The organism is Rhodococcus sp. 21391 (genome assembly GCF_016772255.1).
GTDB lineage: Bacteria > Actinomycetota > Actinomycetes > Mycobacteriales > Mycobacteriaceae > Rhodococcus_F > Rhodococcus_F opacus.
The window spans coordinates 3567718-3588449 of record NZ_CP063781.1 but is presented as its reverse complement, the minus strand read 5'-3'; the positions used below and the strand labels follow the sequence as shown (position 1 = coordinate 3588449).

Below are 20732 nucleotides of genomic sequence, written 5' to 3'. Positions count from 1 at the left end.
TTGGGCCGGGCAACTGTGAGACGATCAGCCGATGCGCCTCGGGTTGCACGCACTCGGGATCGGCACCGGCGCTCGTCGCGCGGTGATCGACTCGGTCGCGGTTGGCGCCGAGAACAACGGATTCGCCACGCTGTGGGCCGGCGAGCACGTCGTGATGGTGGACCGGTCGGAGTCGCGGTATCCGTACGCGGACGACGGCCGGATCGCGGTCCCCGCCGTCGCGGATTGGCTCGACCCGATGATCGGGCTGAGCTTCGCCGCCGCTGCCACCCACACGATCGGCGTCGCCACCGGTGTGCTGCTGCTGCCCGAACACAATCCCGTCCTCATGGCCAAGCAGGCGGCCACGTTGGATCTGATGAGTGGTGGCCGGCTGACGCTCGGCGTGGGGATCGGCTGGTCCAGGGAAGAATTCGCTGCGCTCGGCATTCCGTTCGAGGGCCGTGGCGCGCGGGCGGCCGAGTACGTCGCGGCGATGCGCACGCTGTGGCGTGACGACGTCGCGACGTTCGAGGGTGAGTTCGTCCGTGTCGACTCGGTGCGGGTCAATCCGAAACCCGTGCGCGATCGCCGGATTCCGGTCGTGCTCGGGGGCAACAGCGACGCCGCGCTCCGCCGGGTCGCGGCGTGGGGCGACGGCTGGTACGGGTTCAACCTGGACGGCGTCGACGCCGTCACCGAACGGATCCGGACGATCCACGCACTGTGCCGGGACGCGGGGCGCGACGGCGAGGAGTTGCGCCTCGCCGTCGCCCTGCGGGAGGTGGACCCCTCCGAGGTCGAGTCGCTGGTCGATGCGGGAGTCGACGAACTCGTCCTCGTCGAGTCGCCACCCGGGGATCCCGGTGAGGCCGCCGACTGGGTGGCGGCTCTCGCGCGCCGATGGATGCCTGCGCTCGGCTGACCGTCCGATTGCAGGCTTGACAGCCCTGGCCTGCGCCTATGGAGTGATCCCGGGCCGCGGAGTGCCGAGTTGTCCACAACGTGCACTTCATCCACAGCCCAGTTCGTTCGCCCAGTTTGAGTGCCTCTTCCCGGAATCAGGTCGGGCACGGTGGTGCGAGAGGCGCGGTTCGCATCGGTGGGCCGCCGGGGGACGGGGTGGAGGCTGCTGTGGCGCACAATCTCGCGCTTGGAGCACATGGGGAGGATCTGGCCGCCCGGTATCTCACCGAGGCGGGCATGGAGATCGTCGACCGAAACTGGCGGTCCCGATACGGAGAAGTCGATCTCATTGCAGCAGAGGGAGACTGGCTCGTGTTCGTGGAGGTGAAGACACGGCGCGGCCTGGGATACGGCAGCCCGGCCGAAGCGGTGACGTTCTCGAAACAGCGCAGGATCCGCCTGTTGGCCGTGGAGTGGCTGCGGGACTCGGGCCGGCACTGGTCGCGGGTGCGGTTCGACGTGGTCGCGATCATGATCGGGCACGGTCCGCAGCCCCAGATCGAACACGTCCGGGATGCGTTCTGATGGCACTGGGGCGAGCACATTCGGTGGCGGTGACCGGGGTCGACGGTCAACTGGTCGAGATCGAGGCCGATATCGGCCGCGGGCTCCCCGCGGTGCATCTGGTCGGGCTGCCGGACGCTGCGCTGCAGGAGGCTCGGGACCGGATCAGGGCTGCCGTGGCGAATTCGGGCGAGGAGTGGCCGGATTCGAAGGTGATCCTCGCGTTGTCGCCGGCGACGCTGCCGAAGGTCGGGTCGGTCTACGATCTCGCGCTCGTCGCTGCCGTGCTGGACGCGGCCAAGCAGGTGAAGCGGCAGCGGCTGCGCGAGACCGTTCTGCTCGGAGAACTGGCGCTGGACGGGCGGCTCCGGTCGGTGCGCGGGATCCTGCCCGCGGTGCTCGCGGCGAAGAATGCGGGGTGGGCGACGGTGGTGGTCCCGGTGCAGTCGCTGCCCGAGGCGGGACTGGTCGGTGGTGTCGAGGTGCTCGGCGCGCACGATCTGAGGGCGGCGATCGCGTGGCTGCGGGAGGAGCGCGATCTCGAGTACCCGGAGCCGGCCCAGTGGGTCGCGCAACCGGTGCGCGCCGATCTGAGTGAGGTGGTGGGTCAGGCCGAGGCGCGCTGGGCCATCGAGGTGGCGGCGGCGGGAGCGCACCACCTGATGCTCACCGGCCCACCCGGCGTGGGGAAGACGATGCTGGCGCAACGACTTCCCGGGGTTCTGCCCCCGCTGACCGAGAGTGAATCGCTCGAGGTGACTGCCATCCACTCCGTGGCCGGGCTCCTGCCGCCCGAGCGTCCCCTCATCGACGTGCCGCCGTTCATCGCACCGCACCACACCGCGTCCGTGAGCGCGCTCGTCGGCGGCGGAAGCGGTGTCGCGAAGCCCGGCGCCGTCAGTCGCGCCCACCGTGGGGTGCTGTTTCTCGACGAGTGCGCCGAGATCGGAACCAAGGTCCTCGAAGCACTGCGGACCCCGCTCGAGGACGGGGAGGTGCGTATCGCGCGCCGGGACGGGGTCGCCCGCTATCCGGCGCGCTTCCAGCTGATCCTCGCGGCCAATCCCTGCCCGTGCGCGCCCGCGCGGGAGGCCGACTGCGTGTGCGCGCCGACCGCCCGGCGACGCTACCTCGGGAAGCTGTCGGGACCGTTGATGGATCGGGTGGATCTGCGGGTGCGGATGCAGGCCGTCGCGACCGGGGCGTTCATCGACGAGGTCGGTGAGAGCACCGAGGACGTCCGGCAGCGGGTGGCCGAGGCGCGGGCCGCCGCCTGCGAGCGGTGGAGCGACTACGGGTGGCGCACCAACGCGGAGGTGCCCGGACCGGCCCTGCGGCAGAAGTTCCGGTTGGCGCGGCCCGCGCTGGCGCCGGTGGAGCGAGCGCTGCGGAAGGGACTGATCACGGCCCGAGGCGCCGATCGGGCGTTGCGTGTGGCCTGGACGGTGGGCGATCTGGCGGGGCTCGACATGCCGGGCCCGGAGCAGGTGGTCACCGCGTTGGGATTTCGTGATCGGAGCTTTCAGTGACGGTGGAAAGTCGTAGTGGTGCAAGCGATCCGAGTGGGGTTCAGGATCCGCGGCGGTTGGCGTGGGCGTATCTGTCGAAGGTGGTTCAGGGGCCGTGCCCGGCGCTGTCGCGGCTCGTGGAGGAGGTTGGTCCGGAGGAGGCTGCGCGCGCCGTGCGGGAGCGGGACTTGTCGGAGATGCTGGGGGAGCGCACGATTGCCCGGGCACATGTCGATACCGCCGCACACGATCTCGAACTGGTGGCGGGGATGGGTGGCCGGCTCGTGACGCCGGACGACGACGAGTGGCCGCAGTGGCGGTTTCTCGGTTTCGGGAATCTGTCCCGGTCGCGGGACGAGGGCCCGCCGTTGGCGTTGTGGGTGCTCGGTTCGCGGCCGGTGGCCGAATTGACCGATCGGGCGATCTCGATCGTGGGGACGCGGGCGGCGAGTGGATACGGCGAGCACGTGACTGCGGAGATTTCCGGTGATCTCGCCGTCGACGGGTGGACGATCGTGTCGGGTGCGGCGTTCGGGGTCGATGGTGCCGCGCATCGTGCGGCGTTGGGTGTCGGGGGGCTGACGGTCGCGGTGATGGCGTGTGGTGTGGATCGTGCGTACCCGGCGGGGCATGCGCGCATGCTGCGCCAGATCGCGCAGAACGGTGCGGTGATCAGTGAGTACGCGCCGGGCACGACACCGGCGAAGCATCGGTTTCTGGCGAGGAATCGTTTGGTTGCGAGCCTGTCCGACGGGCTGGTCGTGGTGGAGGCGGGGTGGCGCAGTGGCGCGCGGAACACGGCGAGTTGGGCCCGCAAACTGGGGCGTCCGGTGATGGCGGTACCGGGGCCGGTGACGTCGGCGTCGTCGATGGGATGCAATCGGATGATTCGGGAAGGGGAGGCGCGGTTGGTCGCGAATGCCGGTGACGTGGTGGAGGAAGCCGGACCGATCGGGCTGCCGGAAGGCCTCGACGTGGTCCGCGATCTCGATGCGCTGTCCGGTGCTGCCCTGCTGGTGTACGAGGCGTTGCCTGCGGTCGGGCCGCGTGGGGTCCGGGAGTTGTCCGAACTGTCCGGCGTCGCGGTGGAGCAGGTTCGGGCCGTGCTGCCGTTATTGGAGATGGAGGGCTTCGTCGGATCAGACGACACCGGATGGTCACGGCAGAGGTGACACCTGAGGCCGAGCCCGTCGAGAGTCCGCTCGGCGCACTTCATCGTGCTCGGAAGTCCGAAGTGCGAGTCGAAGCGACCCATCGACGACAGGTTGGGGTAGAAACTTTCGTAGAACGCACCTCACAACCACACGAAGGAGCGAGATATGGGGTCAGCCGAGGACTTGTGGCGGAACTTCGTCGCGCAGGTGTTGAGCCTGTTGATTGCTTCCGGCTCGTAGCGGAGCTACTACCTCCTCACAGCGCCTCCAGTCGGTTCTCCGATGCAGCGCCGGGTCGGTGCACGTACGGTCTCCGGTGAGGCAACTACCGGCGCGCCGCGAGTGCAGTCCGCTCGAGGGTGCGTCTCGAGGAGGGAACGTCCACCACGTCGCGCCGAGCGAAGAGGCGGCGTTCGCGTGGGTGCGGGGTATCTCGGCTTCCTCCCGGCCAGCAGGCACGAAGAAGCGCCGATCGTGAACCCGGGCCTCGAACCCGAGATCACCGACAACGATCTGGCGTTGAACGAGTTCATGCCGGACGCCGACAACGCCGCCTACGACATGCACGACCTGCTGCTGAACATTTTCGACGACGGCGACTTTCACGAACTCGCCGCGCAGACGGCACCGAACGTGATCACCGGATTCTCCCGAGTGGACGGGCGATCCGTCGGAGTCGTCGCCAACCAGCCGCAATTCCTCAGTGGGCACTGGATCAGGTCGGCGCAGACAAAGCGGCCCGCTTCGTGCGGATCTGCGATGCCTACGAGATTCCCCTCGTGTTCGTCGTCGACACACCGACCGCACGCATCGCGGTCATAGGCGCCGAGGCGGCGATCAGTCTCCTCTACCACCGCGAGCTCGAAGCCGCCGGCGAGGAACAGGACGCGATGCGGCAGCAACTCGTCGACGCCTACAACGAGAACGTCGTGACACCGTATTCGGCCGCCGAGCGCGGCTACATCGACGCGGTGATCGAACCGTCCGCCACCCGGCTCGAGATCCGGCGGGCGCTGACGTTGCTCCGCGACAAGCGCTCCGCCCGCGGCGAGCAGAAGCACCACCTGATTCCGCTCTGACTGCCGTCGGCAGTCACTCCTGTACCGTAGTTAGGTAACACTAACCAACTTGAGTTCATTGGAGAGATGCCTGTGGCAAAGCCAACTGCGACACTGACCGTGCTCCGGACCGAATGGCTGACCCCGCACATGGTGCGGGTATTCCTCGGCGACCCGGGATTCGACAGCTTCGTTCCCAATGCCTTCACCGATGCGTACGCGAAACTCGAATTCGGAAGTCCCGAAGAGCCCGTCCTACGCACGTACACGATCCGGTCGGTGGATCCGGTGAAGCGTGAGATCGCCATCGACTTCGTGGTGCACGGCGACGCCGGTGTCGCCGGGCCGTGGGCGGCGTCCGCGACGGCCGGCGACGTCCTCCGGCTGCGCGGCCCCGGAGGCGCGTTCGCGCCGGACCCGGCAGCCGACTGGTACCTGCTCGCGGGCGACGAGACCGCAATCCCCGCCATCTCGGCGTCCGTCGAGAAGCTGGACCCGTCGGCGGTCGGACGGGTGATCATCGAGGTCGCCGGCCCCGAGGACGAAATCGCCTTCGACTCGCCCGCGGGCGTTGACGTCACGTGGATCCACCGCGGCGACACGTCGGACCGGATCGGGGAAGAGGCGTCGGGGGACAACGCACCCCTCGTCGCGGCAGTGCGCGACACCGCATGGCTGCCCGGAACGGCGCAGGTGTTCATTCACGGTGAGGCGCAGGCCGTGATGCACAACCTGCGCTCCTACGTGCGCAAGGAACGGGGCGTTCCCGCGTCGGCCGCGTCGATCTCCGGTTACTGGCGTCGCGGTCGCACCGAGGAGGGCTTCCGGGTGTGGAAGTCCGAGCTCGCCGCGAGCGAAGGTGCCTCGCGCTGACTCACTGCGGCGGACGCGCTACGAGATGTGCGTCCGCCGCGTCAGCACCAGCAGTGACAGCATCGCCACGGCGCCCGCCGACGGGATCGCGACGGCCATCGGAATCGCGGTGTCGGGGCCGGCGATGCCGACGAGCGGCGAGACCACCGCGGCGAGGCCGAACTGGCCGGCACCGAGGAGCGCAGACCCGGTGCCGGACGCCCTGGTCACCTCGCCCTGAGCCAGCGCCGTCGCGTTGCCCATCACGAAACCGATGCTCGACACCGAGACGAACAGCGGAATCAGGATCGCCCACCAGGGCGGCGAATCGATCAGCGTCGCGGCGAGCAGCAGCACGAGGCCCGCTGCCAGGAGCAGCGTGACCCCGAAACCCAGCAGCTGCCGCGCATGGAATGTGCCCACGAGCCGCGTGTTGACGATCGCGGCGCCCACCATGCCCGCCGCGTTCACCGCGAACACCACGGAGAACTGCCCCGGGCTGAGCCCGAGGACGTTCTGCACGACGAACGGGGACGCGGAGATGTACGAGAAGAGCGCGACGAACCCGAACATGAACGTGAACGCGTAACCCAGATAGACACGGTTGCCGACGACGTAGCGCAGGTTCCGGACCAGTGCAGTGAGCCCGCCGCCGTGCCGGTTCTCCACGGGAAGCGTCTCCGGGACCAGGATCAGCACCCCCGCGAACATCACCACACCGGCGGCGGTGAGAACCCAGAAGATCCCTCGCCAGCCGACCGGCCCGAGCAGGGCGCCGCCCATCAGCGGCGCGACGACCGGCGCGACCCCACCGATGATCATCATGATGCTGAAGAGCCGGGCAGCGCTGTCTCCGCGGGCCCGGTCGGCAATGCAGGCGCGTGCGAGCACGATCGCCGCGCCACCACTCAGACCCTGGAAAAGGCGTGCAGCGATGAGGGTTTCGACGGTCGGTGCGAGAGCGCACGCCATCGCGGCGAGGGTCGTGACGACGGTGGCGCCGATCAGCAGGCGCCGGCGCCCGAGGCCGTCCGACAGCGGTCCCACGACGAGCTGACCGATGCCGAGCCCGGCCATGAATGTGGTCAACGTCAGCTGCACGCTCGGCGCGGACGTGTTCAGGCTCTCCGTCATCAGGGGGAGACCGGGGAGATACATGTCGGTGGCCAGGGGAGCGATCGCGGACAGTAACGCCAGGACACACAACATCGGGATGGAGATCGTTCGCGGCACAAAAGAACTCTAGCGGCGCGGCTGCTTGATTTATCTCCCGCCCGAGTCGACTGTTGCCTTTATGAGCAGCGACCTGCCGGCACCGTTGGAGCTGGTACTCGAGGAGTACGCGCGGCATCTCGGGCTCGAACGCGGCCGATCGCAGCACACCGTGAAGGCGTACGTCGCGGACGCGAAGTCGCTGCTGCAGCACTGGTTGTCGACGTCACCGGAGGCACACCTCGGCGAGCTCGACATCCAGGTGCTGCGGTCGTGGCTCGCGGGCCAGTCCGCGGCCGGCATCGCCCGGACGACCCTCGCCCGGCGGACGTCGTCGGTGCGCAACTTCACAGCCTGGCTGCTGCGGACCCGGCGTATCGCCACCGATCCAGGCGCCCGGCTGGGTGCCGCGAAGGCCCACCGCACGCTGCCCCCGGTGCTGCGGCAGTCGCAGGCGGCCGATGTGATGGATGCCGCCGAATCGGGCGCGCAGCAGAACGATCCGATCGCCTTGCGCGACCGTCTCATCGTGGAACTGCTCTATGCGACGGGAATACGGGTGGGGGAGCTGTGCGGCCTCGACCTCGGTTCGGTGGATCGCGAGCGGTGGCTGCTGCGTGTGATCGGCAAGGGAGACAAGGAGCGCTCCGTGCCGTATGGGAAACCGGCCGCGGACGCCGTGGACCTCTGGTTGCACGTCGGCAGGCCCGCTGTCGCGACGGACAGTTCCGGGCAGGCGCTACTCCTGGGCAAACGAGGTAAGCGTCTGGACCAGCGGCAGGCGCGCAGCGTCGTCCACGAGGTCCTGTCCGCGGTCCCCGGCGCACCGAACCTGAGCCCGCACGGCCTGCGCCACACGGCCGCGACACACCTCCTCGAAGGCGGAGCGGACCTGCGCGTCGTGCAGGAACTCCTCGGGCACGCGAGCCTCGCGACCACCCAGCTCTACACGCACGTGTCCGTCGCGAGGCTCCGCGCGGTGCACGATCAGGCGCATCCCCGGGCCTGACCCGGTTTGGTAGCGTCGCGCCACGAATCTGCAGTTGTTTCTGCACTATCCCGGGGGAAGTAGTGGACCGCGAAGACTTGACTCGACCGCAGCCGTCCTGGCTGAACGATGGTGGCGGCGCCCCGGTGGGCGACACCGCGGCAGATCCGTGGGGGCAGCAATCCTGGGACGGTCCCGCCCCGGAGCCGAGCCGGCATCAGGTGACCAGTCAGGATCTGGTGGCGGATGCTCTCCTCGAACGGGCACGCAGGGCGCCGAGCCGAGGGTGGCGGCGCGGACTGCACCGGCTCACCGGGGGATCGGTGAATCCGGGAGAGTCGGCAGGTGAGGCGCGCGACGCGGCACTGCTCGACCGCATCCGGCAGCCGATCCAGGGGGACTATCGAATTGCATTCCTGTCCTTGAAGGGCGGCGTCGGCAAGACGACGACCACGATCGGGCTGGGATCGACGTTCGCGTCACTGCGCGGCGACTGTGTGATCGCCGTCGACGCCAACCCCGATTTCGGGACACTCGCGCAACGCGTGCCGCTGCAGACGCATTCGACCGTCCGCGATCTCATCGCGGCGGAGTCGACCATCCGGCGTTACTCGGATGTACGGGCCCACACGTCGCAGGCGCCGAGCCGTCTCGAGGTGCTCGCGAGCGAACAGGACCCGGCGATCTCCGAGGCGTTCAGCGAGGACGACTACCGGCGGGTGATCGACATCCTGCAGGTGTACTACAACATCATCCTCACCGACTGCGGCACCGGCATCATGCATTCGGCGATGAACGGTGTTCTGCAACTCGCCAATTCCCTGGTGCTGGTGAGCTCGCCGGCAATAGACGGCGCCCGCAGTGCCGCCGCCACACTGGACTGGTTGCAGCACCACGGTTACGGGCACCTGGTCTCGCGGACGGTCGTCGTGATCAGCGCCGCCCGGCCCGGCTCGAGCACGATCGACATGACGGAACTGACCAATCACTTCCTGCTCCGGTGCCGGGCCGTGAAGGTGGTGCCGTTCGACGAGCACCTCGCCGAGGGTTCGGTGGTGGATCTGGATCTGCTGCGCCCAGCGACGCGGAAGGCGTTCGTCGAACTCGCGGCGATGGTCGCGGACGACTTCCCGGAGTCGGCAGGCAGGCACGCCGTCGCAGAGTGGCGCTAGCCGCCGACGGGTTCGAGCCGTACCGGAGTCACTCGGACGAGTCCGAGCGGGTCGAGGTATTCGCGGTCGCGGCGAAGACCCCAGTGCAGGCACGCGGCGACGGGTGCGATGCAGCCCGGGTGTCCGGGTTCGAGCGTGCCGAGGACGGTGCCGCGACCCACGCGCTGTCCGGGGGTGACCCGGGCGGTCACCGGTTCGTACGTGGTGCGGAGCCCACCCGGGTGGTCGACGGAGACGACGGGCTTGCCGGCCACCGTGCCGGCGAATACCACCACACCCGCACCTGCGGACAGGACGGCCTCGTCGGGCACGCCACCCAGATCTACGCCGCGATGGCCGGGAAGCCAGTCGTGCTCGGGGTTGTCGAACGCCCGGACCACCCGCGGTCGTGGGTGCAGCGGCCAGTCGAAGTCGCCGCTCGGCGCGGCATCGGCGGGCGGGGCGACGAGCGCCGCGGCGGTCAGCAGTGTGGACGCCGTGGCCGTCGCCGTGAGCGCCCGCAGAATCGCCCCGAACTTCGTCATGGACGAACGATCCCGCACGTCCGGGTCGATGAACGGGCAGTGGACGAGAATGTGGATCGAATGCGCTTTGTCCACAGATCCCGCAAAACCCTTGCACGCGCGGCCGCGGTGTGGCAGGGGCGGTTAGGGCGTTCGGCGTGGAGGCCGTACACTGATCGAGCGGTCTGTGCTCCCACAGTCCGACTTCGCGCGCCCGCGCAGGTTATCGGCCATCGGCTGGTCTCGCATCTCGGTGTGAGTCCGATGGTCTGCGGGCGCCAGGGTGGAGCGTCTCGAGACGCTCTGCATCAACCGGCAATGAAAGAGAGATACACAGCCATGGCTGTCGTAACAATGAAGCAGCTGCTCGACAGCGGCACGCACTTCGGTCACCAGACCCGTCGTTGGAACCCGAAGATGAAGCGATTCATCTTCACCGACCGCAACGGCATCTACATCATCGACTTGCAGCAGACGCTGACGTACATCGACAAGGCGTACGAATTCGTCAAGGAGACCGTTGCCCACGGCGGCACCGTCCTGTTCGTCGGCACCAAGAAGCAGGCCCAGGAGTCCATCGCGGCCGAGGCCACTCGCGTCGGGATGCCCTACGTCAACCAGCGTTGGCTCGGCGGCATGCTCACCAACTTCACCACCGTCCACAAGCGTCTTCTCCGCCTCAAGGAGCTCGAGGCCATGGAGCAGACCGGTGGCTTCGAGGGTCGCACCAAGAAGGAAATCCTCATGCTCACGCGTGAGATGACCAAGCTGGACCGCACTCTCGGTGGTATCCGCGACATGGCCAAGGTCCCCTCCGCGGTGTGGGTCGTCGACACCAACAAGGAGCACCTGGCCGTCGCCGAGGCTCGCAAGCTGAACATCCCGGTCATCGCGATCCTGGACACCAACTGCGACCCCGACCTCGTCGACTACCCGATCCCGGGCAACGACGACGCCATCCGCAGCGCCGCCCTGCTGACCAAGGTTGTTGCTTCCGCAGTGGCCGAGGGCGTGCAGGCCCGTGCCGGACTGAGCGCCGACAAGGACGCGAAGCCCGAGGCCGGCGCCGGCGAACCCCTCGCCGAGTGGGAGCAGGAACTGCTCTCGCAGGCAGCGCCCGCCGCTGAGGCTGCGCCCGCCGCAGAGGCCGCTCCCGCAGCTGAGGCACAGGCGGCTCCGGCTGCCGAGGCCCCCGCAGCAGAGGCACCCTCCACCGAGGCCTGATCCGATGCACACGGCCCTGACCAGAGATCTTTTGGTCAGGGCCGTTTCACGGTCTGGTCCGAGTACTACCCTGACTTACGTCCCGACAGACATATGAGGAGGCTCGCTCACCATGGCGAACTACACCGCCGCTGACGTCAAGCGGCTCCGCGAGCTCACCGGCTCCGGAATGATGGCCTGCAAGAACGCTCTCGCTGAGGCCGAGGGTGACTTCGACAAGGCTGTGGAGCAGCTGCGCATCAAGGGCGCCAAGGACGTGGGCAAGCGTGCCGAGCGCACCACGGCCGAGGGCCTGGTCGTTTCCAAGGACGGCGTCCTGCTCGAGCTCGACTGCGAGACGGACTTCGTCGCGAAGAACGAGGACTTCCTGAAGCTCGCCGAGTCGATCGTCACGGTCGCCGCGGCAGCGAAGCCCGCCGACGTCGACGCGCTCAAGGCGCTCGAACTCGACGGCAAGACGGTCGACACCGTCATCCAGGAGCAGTCCGCGAAGATCGGCGAGAAGCTCGTCCTGAGCAAGATCGCCTCGTTCGACGGACCGGTCGCGGTCTACCTGCACAAGCGCAGCGCCGACCTGCCGCCCGCCGTCGGCGTCCTCGTCGAGTACACCGGTGAGGGCGACGCTGCTGCGGAGGCCGCTCGCGGTGCCGCCATGCAGGTCGCGGCGCTCAAGGCCAAGTACGTCACGCGTGACGAGGTCCCCGAGGACATCGTCGCCAACGAGCGTCACATCGCCGAGGAAACCGCTCGCGCCGAGGGCAAGCCGGAGCAGGCTCTGCCGAAGATCATCGAAGGCCGCGTCAACGGTTACTTCAAGGACGTCGTGCTGACCGAGCAGTCCTCGGTGCAGGACTCCAAGAAGTCCGTGAAGGCGATCCTCGACGAGGCCGGCGTCACCATCAAGCGCTTCGTTCGCTTCGAGGTCGGTGCTTCGAGCTAGTCGTGTGAGTCGTATGGCCCCGTCGGACGAGTGCGCTCGCCCGGCGGGGCCTACGTATACCGCCACCGTCCTGATGAGGCAGGATGAAGATGGCCGTCTGAATGGGTCGAGTAGGCGCGTGGGTGCGCTCGGCCGCTGTCGAAATCGACGAGTGCTGTGGAACTGAGGAGAGCAATGTCCGAACCAGCCAACGAACGTACAGGATTCCATCGAGTCCTTCTCAAACTCGGCGGAGAAATGTTCGGTGGTGGCAAGGTCGGTCTCGACCCCGACGTGGTGACCAAGGTCGCGGAACAGATCGCCGAGGTCGTGCGGTCCGGGGTGCAGGTGGCGGTGGTCATCGGCGGCGGCAACTTCTTCCGTGGTGCGGAACTGCAGCAGCGAGGTTTGGACCGCGCGCGTTCCGACTACATGGGCATGCTCGGCACCGTGATGAATTGCCTTGCTCTGCAGGACTTCCTGGAGAAAGAGGGCATCGACAGCCGCGTGCAGACGGCGATCACCATGGGACAGGTGGCGGAGCCCTACATTCCGCTGCGCGCTCAGCGTCACCTCGAGAAGGGCCGCGTCGTGATCTTCGGCGCCGGCATGGGCATGCCCTACTTCTCGACCGACACGACCGCGGCGCAGCGCGCACTCGAGATCGGCGCCGAGGTCGTCCTGATGGCCAAGGCCGTCGACGGCGTATTCACCGCGGACCCGAACCTCGACCCGACCGCGACGATGTACACGCAGATCACGCACCGTGAGGTCATCGAACAGGGGCTCAAGGTGGCCGACGCGACGGCCTTCAGCCTCTGTATGGACAACGAGATGCCGATCATGGTGTTCAATCTGCTGACCGAGGGGAATATCGCTCGGGCAGTATCCGGTGAGAAGATCGGAACGCTCGTCAAGTCATGACGCGAGTGACACGCTCGACACAGGGTTTTCTCGAAACAGAGGCAGTGACGAATCGATGCAGAACGACATGGAGGAACAGCCGTGATTGATGAAGCTCTCTTCGAAGCCGAGGAGAAGATGGAGAAGGCTGTCACGGTGGCCAAGGACGATCTCGGATCGATCCGCACGGGCCGCGCGAATCCTGGCATGTTCAATCGCATCGGAATCGACTACTACGGCGCGTTCACCCCGATCACGCAGCTCGCCAGCATCAACGTGCCGGAAGCGCGACTGGTCGTCGTCAAGCCGTACGAGGCCTCGCAGCTCGGCGCCATCGAGACGGCGATCCGGAACTCCGACCTGGGCGTGAACCCGTCCAACGACGGAAACCTGATCCGCATCTCCGTCCCCCAGCTCACCGAGGAACGCCGCCGCGAACTGGTCAAGCAGGCCAAGTCCAAGGGCGAGGACGCGAAGGTGTCCGTGCGGAACGTGCGCCGCAAGGCGATGGACGAGCTGTCCCGGATCCAGAAGGACGGCGAGGCGGGCGAGGACGAGGTCGGTCGGGCCGAGAAGGAACTCGACAAGACGACTGCCCGGTACGTCGCGCAGGTCGACGAACTGGTGAAGCACAAGGAAGCCGAGTTACTGGAAGTTTAGTCACGAGACGAGGAGTGGATCGGGGACAGTGACCGTGCCAGCAGAACACGGGACCCCAGGGGGACCCATCTCCGAGGGCGACCCCTCGGAACCGGTCTCCGAGGGTGCGCCCGCGCCGGAGGCGGCCCCGGCCGCGAAGTCGAAGGCCGGGCGTAACCTCCCCGCCGCGATCGGCGTGGGCGTCGGTCTCGGCGTCGCGCTGATCCTGATCCTCGTCTACGTGCCGCTGGTGTGGATCGGCGTGGTGGCCGTCGCGATGGCGGTCGCCACCTGGGAGGTCACCAAGCGCCTGCGGGAGACCGGGATCAGCGCCCCCCGGATCCCGCTGCTCGCGGGCGGTCAGGCGATTCTGTGGCTCGGGTGGCCGTTCGGCCCGGTCGGGGTGCTCAGCGCCTTTGCGGGGACCGTGCTGGTCTGCATGGTCTGGCGGCTGTTCGACCACGGGCTGAAGGCGACACCGCAGAATTTTCTCCGGGACACCGCGATCACCGTGTTCGTCGCCTCCTGGATCCCGCTGCTGGCGTCGTTCGCCGTGCTGATGGTGTTGCAGGACGACGGCGCCGGGCGGGTGCTGTGCCTGATGATCGGTGTGGTCTGCTCCGATGTGGGCGGCTACGCGGCGGGTGTGTTGTTCGGCAAGCATCCGATGGTGCCGGCGATCAGCCCCAAGAAGTCGTGGGAAGGGTTCTTCGGTTCGCTGCTGTTCTGCGTGATCGGCAGCCTGCTCACGGTCACCCTGATCCTCGACGAGAACTCGATGATCGGCGTTCTCCTCGGCGTGGTCCTGGTTGTCACCGCCACCCTCGGCGATCTGATCGAATCCCAGGTCAAGCGAGAGCTTCGCATCAAGGACATGGGCACGCTGCTTCCCGGCCACGGCGGGATCATGGACCGTCTCGATTCCCTGCTGCCGTCGGCGTTCGTGACGTGGCTGGTGCTCACGGTCCTCGTCTGACCGCCCTGCCGTGACGATCCCCAGCCCGAACATCTGGCACTGGCCGGAGTGGTATGAGGTCGAGAATCGCGCCCAGGACGTGGACGAGGCGATCTTCCGGCACCTGCGCGGGGCCGTGGACTGGACGGGCGGCGCCGTCGCCGACGTGGGCTGCGGCTCCGGCTTCCACCTCCCGGTCTTCGCCGAGGCCGCTGCCGCGGTCTACGGAATCGAACCGCATCCGCCGCTACTGGAGCGTGCCCGCGCACGCGTGAGGCATCTGCCGAACGTCCGCGTGGCCGAGGGGTCGGCCGAGGGCATGCCCCTGGGTGACGCGAGCGTGGACGTCGTGCACGCGCGGACCGCCTATTTCTTCGGCCCCGGCTGCGGCCGCGGAATCTGCGAGGCGATGCGCGTGCTGCGCCCCGGCGGCGCGCTCGTGGTGGTCGATCTCGACGCGACGGCACATCCTTATGGCGAATGGATGCGGGCCGACCTGCCGCAGTACAACCCGGCGGCCGTCGAAGCCTTCTTCGCGGCGCAGGGGTTCGACATGGTGCGCGTGGAGACGCAGTGGCGATTCCCGGATCGGGAATCGCTGCGCGGGGTCCTCGGTATCGAATTCACCGAGAAGACGGCATCGAGGGCGTTCGCGCAGACCCCCGGCGTGGCTCTCGACGTGCGCTATCGCGTCCACGTCCGCCGAAAGCCCGCCGGGCTGCAGATTCGCTGACCGGCGTCGTCTACCGCGGTGCGATGTGGAAGAGCTTCGCGAGCGCGTTGATCTTCTTGGCCTTCGCCAGCTTGGGGAGGTCGCTGCCGTCCCGCACGCCGGAGCCGTCCTCGCCGAGGTCCGCGATCACGTCGCGCGCCCATTCGGCCTCGGCCGGGGACGGGCTCAGTGCGTCGTTGACCGGGGCCGTCTGCGCGATGGTCATGCACAGCTTCCCGGTCATGCCCATCGACAGGGTCAGCGCCGACGCGCGGACCAGGGCGTCGACGTCCGTGCCGAGGGTGGGGCCGTCGATCGGCGGTGCGATCCGGGCGGCCCGGCTGGCGACCGTCAGCCGGGAGCGGGGATAGGCCATCGCCAGCGGCGAATCGTCCATCCCGGTGTCGCGACGGAAGTCGCCGCTGCCGAACGCGAGCCGGAACGTGGCCTCCGTCCGGGCGATCTCGGGTGCCGCCTCGAGTCCCATCGCGGATTCGACGAGGGCGAGCACCTTCGTGCCCTCGGGGAGCCGCTCGGCGGTGGCGTCGACCTGCATTCCACTCTCGGTCTTGGCGAGCATGACGCCCTCGAGCCCGGGAACACCGTTCAGGGCTGCCAGATCGTCCGCCCAGTAGGGGGTGGTGGCGTCGTTGATCCGCACCCACGCGCGGCGGTTCTCGCCGAGCCAGGCGACGACATCGGCGCGCGCCCGGGGTTTGCGGTCGGGGGTGACAGCGTCCTCGAGGTCGAGGATCACGGCGTCGGCGGCGCTGGCATGGGCCGCCTCGAAACCCTCGGGTTTGCCGGCGGGAACCAGCAGCCAGGATCGTGCTTGTTCAGCCGCGATACGCGGTGCCACAGTCGTCTCCATGTCGGCCTTCACAGTCGTGCCGTTCCGGTGATATCCACGACAGTAATTCTGCTCGCTCAGTGTCTGCGCAATCCACTTGCGTAACTAATGTTCAGTTAGAAATTACTGTTCAGGCGCCGCTGCCGGTTCGCTGCCCGACGGATCTGGATGATGCGGACCCCGCCCGCGAGGGCCATGATCACCGCGCCTGCGATCGCCGCGAACAACAGTGTGACGCCCAGCGGGAGGGTGAATTCCCAGGCGAACATTTCGAGGGTCACGCTGTCGAGGTTCTGCAGGATGAACACGAGAAGCAGTACCAGAACGACGATTCCGATCACCAGACCGGTCCACGTGGCGCCCACCCGGGTGTGCTTGATGCCCTTGCGGCGTGCGACGTCGGGATGCTCGGCGCCGGCCGGTGTCGTGTCGGAGTGCGGCGGGTGGGTGGGCACCGGACCGGTGCTCGGACCACGGTGTGCCGGAACGTCCGGAGGGAAGTTCGAGGGGTCGTCCGGTGTTGTCGACATAAGTTGATCTTCACCCACCTCGGCGGGTTCCGCATGCGCATCGGGCGGCGAAACGACGTCGATCAGGCATCCGCACGACAACGACCCCCGAATCAATGGGACAATGGAGAAACTATGGCTGTCTCGCTTCCCCTCGTTTTCACCGCGCCCCGGCGTGGGATGCCGCCCAAGCATCTCGCGGACCTCGACTCCGCCGAGCGGCGGGAGGCGGTCAAGGAGCTGGGTCTGCCCGGGTTCCGGGCTGACCAGCTGGCCCGGCAGTACTACGCGCGGCTCGAGGCGGATCCGGAAAAGATGACCGATCTCCCCGCCGCCGTGCGCGAGCAGGTGGGCGCGGCCCTGTTCCCGACGCTGCTCACCCCCGTGAAGCACCTGGCCTGCGACGGCGGAGACACCCGCAAGACGCTCTGGAAGGCGAACGACGGGACGCTGCTCGAAAGCGTCCTCATGCGCTACCCCGACCGCGCAACGCTGTGCATCTCCAGTCAGGCGGGATGCGGAATGGCGTGCCCGTTCTGCGCGACCGGTCAGGGCGGGCTGCAACGCAACCTGTCGACCGCCGAGATCGTCGACCAGGTGCGTGCGGCCGCGGCCGCACTCCGCGACGGTGACGTCCACGGCGGTCCGGGCCGGTTGTCGAACGTCGTCTTCATGGGGATGGGGGAGCCGCTCGCCAACTACAAGCGAGTGGTCGCCGCCGTCCGTCGAATCACGTCACCCGCCCCCGACGGTCTCGGGTTGTCGCAACGCTCCGTGACGGTGTCGACGGTGGGTCTGGCGCCCGCGATCCGCAAGCTCGCCGACGAGGACCTCAGCGTGACGTTGGCCGTGTCGCTGCACACCCCGGACGACGAACTGCGCGACACCCTCGTGCCCGTGAACAACCGCTGGTCGGTGGCGGAGGTCCTCGACGCCGCCCGCTACTACGCGGACAAGTCCGGCCGGCGCGTCTCGATCGAGTACGCGTTGATCCGGGACGTGAACGATCAGCCGTGGCGCGCCGACCTGCTGGGCAAGAAGCTGCGCAAGGCGCTCGGACCGTTGGTGCACGTGAATCTCATTCCGCTGAACCCCACACCGGGCAGTGAGTGGGACGCGAGCCCGAAGCCGGTGGAGAAGGAATTCGTCCGGCGCGTGCTGGCGCAGGGTGTGTCCTGCACCGTGCGGGACACCCGCGGCCAGGAGATCGCGGCCGCCTGCGGGCAGCTCGCCGCCGAGAACTGAGCGTCTGCCGAACAGGCAGAAACGACGAACCCCTCGCCCGAGTGATCGGGGCGAGGGGTTCGCTCGTGGTTCGTGTTACCGGGGCTTGCGCCGCAGGACGATGTCGCGAACGAGGATCAGGACCATCAGGGCCGCGCAGCCGATCAGCCACAGGTCCTCGACCAGGCCCCTGTGGTTTCCGATGATCATGAGCAGCAGGAAGACGGCGAAGAACCATCCGAAGAACCGGAACGTCTTCGGCGCCTCACCGCTCCAGCCCCATGCCGCCGACGGGACCTCCGCGGTGTCGATGTGTGCGGCCACGATGGGGTCGCTGGACGAGGGCTCCAACTGGGTACCGGCCACGATCGATCCTCCTGCAGATTCGGTTGCGCTACTCGACATATCGTGACATACGACTGCCCGTCGTATGTAGCGGGGCCATCCGTGGCGGGCGGTCCGCATTTCATCAGGAACAATGGGTGGGTGGATGAAAACAGGCCCACTCGCGTCCTGCTGCTCGGCAGCACAGGTTCGATCGGTACCCAGGCGTTGGAGGTGGTGGCCGCCAATCCGGACAAGTTCACGGTGGTGGGACTCGCGGCCGGCGGCGGAAACGTCGAACTGCTGAACCGGCAGATTCGTGAGACGGGTGTGTCCTCCGTCGCAGTCGCGGATCCGCGGGCGGCCGCATCGCTGGATCGGCCCGGCGTGCTGAGCGGACCGGACGCCGTCACCGAACTCGTGCGGACCACGGAAGCGGACGTCGTGCTCAACGCGCTCGTCGGTTCGCTGGGACTGGAGCCGACCCTGGCCGCGCTCGAGTCCGGTGCGCGGCTCGCCCTGGCCAACAAGGAGTCGCTCGTCGCCGGCGGCCCCCTCGTCACCGCAGCGGCGGCCCCGGGACAGATCGTGCCGGTCGACTCCGAGCACTCCGCGCTGGCCCAGTGCCTGCGGGGCGGCAGCGCGGACGAAGTGGATCGGCTGGTTCTCACCGCCTCGGGCGGACCGTTCCGCGGCTGGACGGCCGATCGGCTCGAATCGGTCACACCCGAGCAGGCCGGTGCCCACCCCACGTGGTCGATGGGGCCGATGAACACGCTGAACTCCGCGACACTCGTCAACAAGGGCCTCGAACTGATCGAGACCCACCTGTTGTTCGGCGTCGACTACGACCGGATCGACGTTACCGTTCACCCGCAGTCCATCGTGCACTCGATGGTCACGTTCACCGACGGGTCGACGCTGGCGCAGGCCAGCCCACCCGACATGAAACTCCCGATCGCCCTGGCGCTCGGCTGGCCGCACCGGGTGGCCGGCGCCGCCGCGGCCAGCGACTTCAGCACGGCGTCCACCTGGGAATTCGAGCCACTCGACTCGCAGGTTTTCCCTGCCGTCGACCTCGCCCGCGAGGCGGGCAAGGGTGGAGGATGCCTCACCGCGGTCTACAACGCTGCGAACGAGGTCGCGGCTCAGGCATTCTTGGACGGGATCATCCGGTTCCCGCGCATCGTCCGCACCGTCGCCTCCGTGCTGTCCGAGGCGGACGAGTGGTCGGCGCCACCGGCTACCGTGGAAGACGTACTGGCCGCCGACGGCTGGGCACGTGATCGAGCACGTCAGCTCGTGAAGCAGGAAGGCTAGAACTGCATGGTGTTCGCAGTGGGCGTTGTTCTCTTCGCCCTCGGGATCGCGCTGTCGATCGCACTTCACGAAGCGGGGCACATGTGGGTGGCGCAGGCCACCGGCATGAAGGTCCGCCGGTATTTCATCGGTTTCGGACCCAAGATCTTCTCCTTCCGCCGCGGTGAGACCGAGTACGGGCTCAAGGCGCTCCCGCTCGGCGGGTTCTGCGACATCGCCGGGATGACGGCGCTGGACGAACTCGAACCGGGCGAAGAAGACCGGGCCATGTACAAGAAGCCGACCTGGAAGCGCCTCGCGGTGATGTCCGGCGGCATCGGCATGAACTTCGTCCTCGGGCTCGTGCTGGTCTACGTCCTCGCCGTCGGGTGGGGGCTGCCCGACCTCAACCGGTCCACCGACGCGGTCGTCGGCTCGGTCGGGTGCGCGGCGCCGACCCAGGGTCCCGGCCCCGACTACGCCCTGTCCGAGTGCACCGGACCGGGCCCCGCCGAGCAGGCGGGCATCAGGACCGGCGACGTCATCACCGCGGTCGACGGCAAGGACACGCCCTCGTTCGCCGACGTCGCCGCCGCCACGCGTTCGCTGTCCGGTCCGGTGGACTTCACCATCGAGCGGGACGGCGAAGAGCAGACGATCGTCGTCCCGGTCCAGCAGGTGCAGCGCTGGGTGCAGGAGGAGGGGGAGAGCGAACCTCACGAGGCGACGGTCGGCGCGATCGGCATCGGCGCGACCCCGAGCGTCGTCGAGCACTCGGCCCTCTCGGCGGTGCCCGCCTCGTTCGACTTCACCGGCGACATGTTCGTGATGACCGCCGAGCGGCTGGTGCAGATGCCGAGCAAGGCCGTCGACCTGTGGCACGCGGTGACGGGCGGCGAACGCGACCCGGAGACCCCGATCTCCGTGTACGGCGCCAGCGTCATCGGCGGTCAGATCGCCGAACAGGGCATCTGGGAAGCGTTCGTGCTGCTGCTCGCGAGCCTGAATTTCTTCCTCGGGATGTTCAACCTCCTGCCGCTGCTGCCGCTCGACGGCGGGCACATGGCGGTCACCGTGTACGAGCGGGTCCGGGACTGGTTCCGCAGCAGGCGCGGCCTTCCCAGCGGGGGGCCCGTCGACTACATGAAACTTCTGCCCGTCACCTATGTGGTGATCGTCATAGGCGGCGCATACATGCTCCTCACCCTGACCGCCGACATCGTCAACCCGATCAAGCTCTTCCAGTGATCGCTAAACTCGGACTTGAAGCTACGAAAG

At 68.0% G+C, this 20732-nt stretch carries 23 protein-coding genes; 18 read left to right on the top strand and 5 right to left on the bottom strand.

All coding sequences use genetic code 11. From position 1 onward, the window contains the following. The first annotated feature begins 31 nt into the window (after nt 1-31). The 7 genes from GO592_RS16765 to GO592_RS16740 all read left to right on the top strand — a co-directional run bounded on the left by GO592_RS16765 (nt 32) and on the right by GO592_RS16740 (nt 6042). Nucleotides 32-904: an LLM class F420-dependent oxidoreductase gene (locus GO592_RS16765; RefSeq protein ID WP_007296889.1), complete on the top strand. Its 873-nt coding sequence runs from the start codon at nt 32-34 to the stop codon at nt 902-904. 209 nt (nt 905-1113) lie between these two features. Continuing rightward, nucleotides 1114-1470 (top strand): YraN family protein, encoded by a 357-nt coding sequence (locus GO592_RS16760; RefSeq protein ID WP_005259362.1) that lies wholly within the window; start codon nt 1114-1116, stop codon nt 1468-1470. Then, entirely contained in the window at nt 1470-2978 is a 1509-nt protein-coding gene (locus tag GO592_RS16755; RefSeq protein ID WP_007296890.1) for a YifB family Mg chelatase-like AAA ATPase, read from the top strand. Before GO592_RS16760 ends, GO592_RS16755 begins: the two co-directional genes overlap by 1 nt. 56 nt (nt 2979-3034) lie before the next feature. Then, on the top strand, nt 3035-4129 hold the full coding sequence (gene dprA / locus GO592_RS16750; RefSeq protein ID WP_007296891.1) for a DNA-processing protein DprA: 1095 nt from the start codon (nt 3035-3037) through the stop codon (nt 4127-4129). A 264-nt stretch (nt 4130-4393) separates the two neighbouring features. Further along, on the top strand, nt 4394-4933 hold the full coding sequence (locus GO592_RS44480; RefSeq protein WP_237720387.1) for a carboxyl transferase domain-containing protein: 540 nt from the start codon (nt 4394-4396) through the stop codon (nt 4931-4933). Next, a complete protein-coding gene (locus GO592_RS44475) occupies nt 4891-5190 on the top strand; it encodes a carboxyl transferase domain-containing protein (protein WP_007296893.1) in 300 nt (99 codons plus the stop codon). The genes GO592_RS44480 and GO592_RS44475 overlap by 43 nt, the downstream gene beginning before the upstream one ends. A gap of 72 nt (nt 5191-5262) precedes the next feature. Further along, nucleotides 5263-6042 (top strand): siderophore-interacting protein, encoded by a 780-nt coding sequence (locus tag GO592_RS16740; protein WP_007296894.1) that lies wholly within the window; start codon nt 5263-5265, stop codon nt 6040-6042. 18 nt (nt 6043-6060) lie between these two features. Here the strand turns inward: GO592_RS16740 and GO592_RS16735 are convergent, their stop codons facing one another. Further along, nucleotides 6061-7230 (bottom strand): multidrug effflux MFS transporter, encoded by a 1170-nt coding sequence (locus tag GO592_RS16735; RefSeq protein WP_007296895.1) that lies wholly within the window; start codon nt 7228-7230, stop codon nt 6061-6063. An 85-nt stretch (nt 7231-7315) separates the two neighbouring features. On the opposite strand from GO592_RS16735, the gene GO592_RS16730 reads away from it, so the two are divergent. Together GO592_RS16730 and GO592_RS16725 are read left to right on the top strand one after the other, a co-directional pair. Next, entirely contained in the window at nt 7316-8242 is a 927-nt protein-coding gene (locus GO592_RS16730) for a tyrosine recombinase XerC (protein ID WP_037204602.1), read from the top strand. Between the two features lie 125 nt (nt 8243-8367). Then, a complete protein-coding gene (locus GO592_RS16725; protein WP_007296896.1) occupies nt 8368-9393 on the top strand; it encodes a MinD/ParA family ATP-binding protein in 1026 nt (341 codons plus the stop codon). Here the strand turns inward: GO592_RS16725 and GO592_RS16720 are convergent. Continuing rightward, nucleotides 9390-9992, bottom strand: coding sequence for a M23 family metallopeptidase (locus tag GO592_RS16720; RefSeq protein WP_007296897.1), 603 nt, complete (start codon nt 9990-9992; stop codon nt 9390-9392). The genes GO592_RS16725 and GO592_RS16720 overlap by 4 nt on opposite strands. A 243-nt stretch (nt 9993-10235) precedes the next feature. Between GO592_RS16720 and rpsB the strand changes: the two genes are divergently transcribed. The 6 genes from rpsB (at nt 10236) to GO592_RS16690 (ending at nt 15269) form a co-directional block, all read left to right on the top strand. Then, on the top strand, nt 10236-11120 hold the full coding sequence (gene rpsB, locus GO592_RS16715) for a 30S ribosomal protein S2 (protein ID WP_005259344.1): 885 nt from the start codon (nt 10236-10238) through the stop codon (nt 11118-11120). 112 nt (nt 11121-11232) lie between these two features. Beyond that, nucleotides 11233-12060: a translation elongation factor Ts gene (gene tsf, locus GO592_RS16710; RefSeq protein ID WP_005259342.1), complete on the top strand. Its 828-nt coding sequence runs from the start codon at nt 11233-11235 to the stop codon at nt 12058-12060. Between the two features lie 174 nt (nt 12061-12234). Continuing rightward, nucleotides 12235-12963 carry a UMP kinase gene (gene pyrH, locus GO592_RS16705; RefSeq protein ID WP_005240535.1) on the top strand — a complete coding sequence of 243 codons (729 nt, stop codon included), beginning with the start codon at nt 12235-12237 and terminating at the stop codon, nt 12961-12963. 81 nt (nt 12964-13044) lie between these two features. Continuing rightward, a complete protein-coding gene (gene frr / locus GO592_RS16700) occupies nt 13045-13602 on the top strand; it encodes a ribosome recycling factor (protein WP_005240537.1) in 558 nt (185 codons plus the stop codon). Nucleotides 13603-13630: 28 nt separating this feature from the next. Beyond that, a complete protein-coding gene (locus GO592_RS16695; RefSeq protein WP_007296898.1) occupies nt 13631-14557 on the top strand; it encodes a phosphatidate cytidylyltransferase in 927 nt (308 codons plus the stop codon). A gap of 10 nt (nt 14558-14567) precedes the next feature. Then, entirely contained in the window at nt 14568-15269 is a 702-nt protein-coding gene (locus GO592_RS16690; RefSeq protein WP_007296899.1) for a class I SAM-dependent methyltransferase, read from the top strand. A 10-nt stretch (nt 15270-15279) separates the two neighbouring features. Here GO592_RS16690 and GO592_RS16685 read toward each other — a convergent pair whose 3' ends face one another. Continuing rightward, the gene (locus GO592_RS16685) at nt 15280-16131 is read right to left on the bottom strand and encodes an HpcH/HpaI aldolase/citrate lyase family protein (RefSeq protein ID WP_007296900.1); all 852 of its coding nucleotides are present in this window, start codon (nt 16129-16131) and stop codon (nt 15280-15282) included. A gap of 83 nt (nt 16132-16214) precedes the next feature. Further along, nucleotides 16215-16628 carry a LapA family protein gene (locus GO592_RS16680; RefSeq protein ID WP_007296901.1) on the bottom strand — a complete coding sequence of 138 codons (414 nt, stop codon included), beginning with the start codon at nt 16626-16628 and terminating at the stop codon, nt 16215-16217. Between the two features lie 114 nt (nt 16629-16742). Here GO592_RS16680 and rlmN point away from each other — a divergent pair, with 114 nt between their 5' ends. Next, entirely contained in the window at nt 16743-17852 is a 1110-nt protein-coding gene (gene rlmN, locus GO592_RS16675; RefSeq protein ID WP_005240549.1) for a 23S rRNA (adenine(2503)-C(2))-methyltransferase RlmN, read from the top strand. Between the two features lie 75 nt (nt 17853-17927). On the opposite strand, the gene GO592_RS16670 is transcribed toward rlmN, so the two are convergent. Next, a complete protein-coding gene (locus tag GO592_RS16670) occupies nt 17928-18197 on the bottom strand; it encodes a DUF2631 domain-containing protein (RefSeq protein ID WP_007296902.1) in 270 nt (89 codons plus the stop codon). Between the two features lie 120 nt (nt 18198-18317). Between GO592_RS16670 and dxr the strand changes: the two genes are divergently transcribed. Together dxr and GO592_RS16660 are read left to right on the top strand one after the other, a co-directional pair. Continuing rightward, entirely contained in the window at nt 18318-19475 is a 1158-nt protein-coding gene (dxr, locus tag GO592_RS16665; protein ID WP_007296903.1) for a 1-deoxy-D-xylulose-5-phosphate reductoisomerase, read from the top strand. 6 nt (nt 19476-19481) lie between these two features. Next, entirely contained in the window at nt 19482-20702 is a 1221-nt protein-coding gene (locus GO592_RS16660) for a M50 family metallopeptidase (protein ID WP_007296904.1), read from the top strand. Nucleotides 20703-20732: the final 30 nt, after the last annotated feature.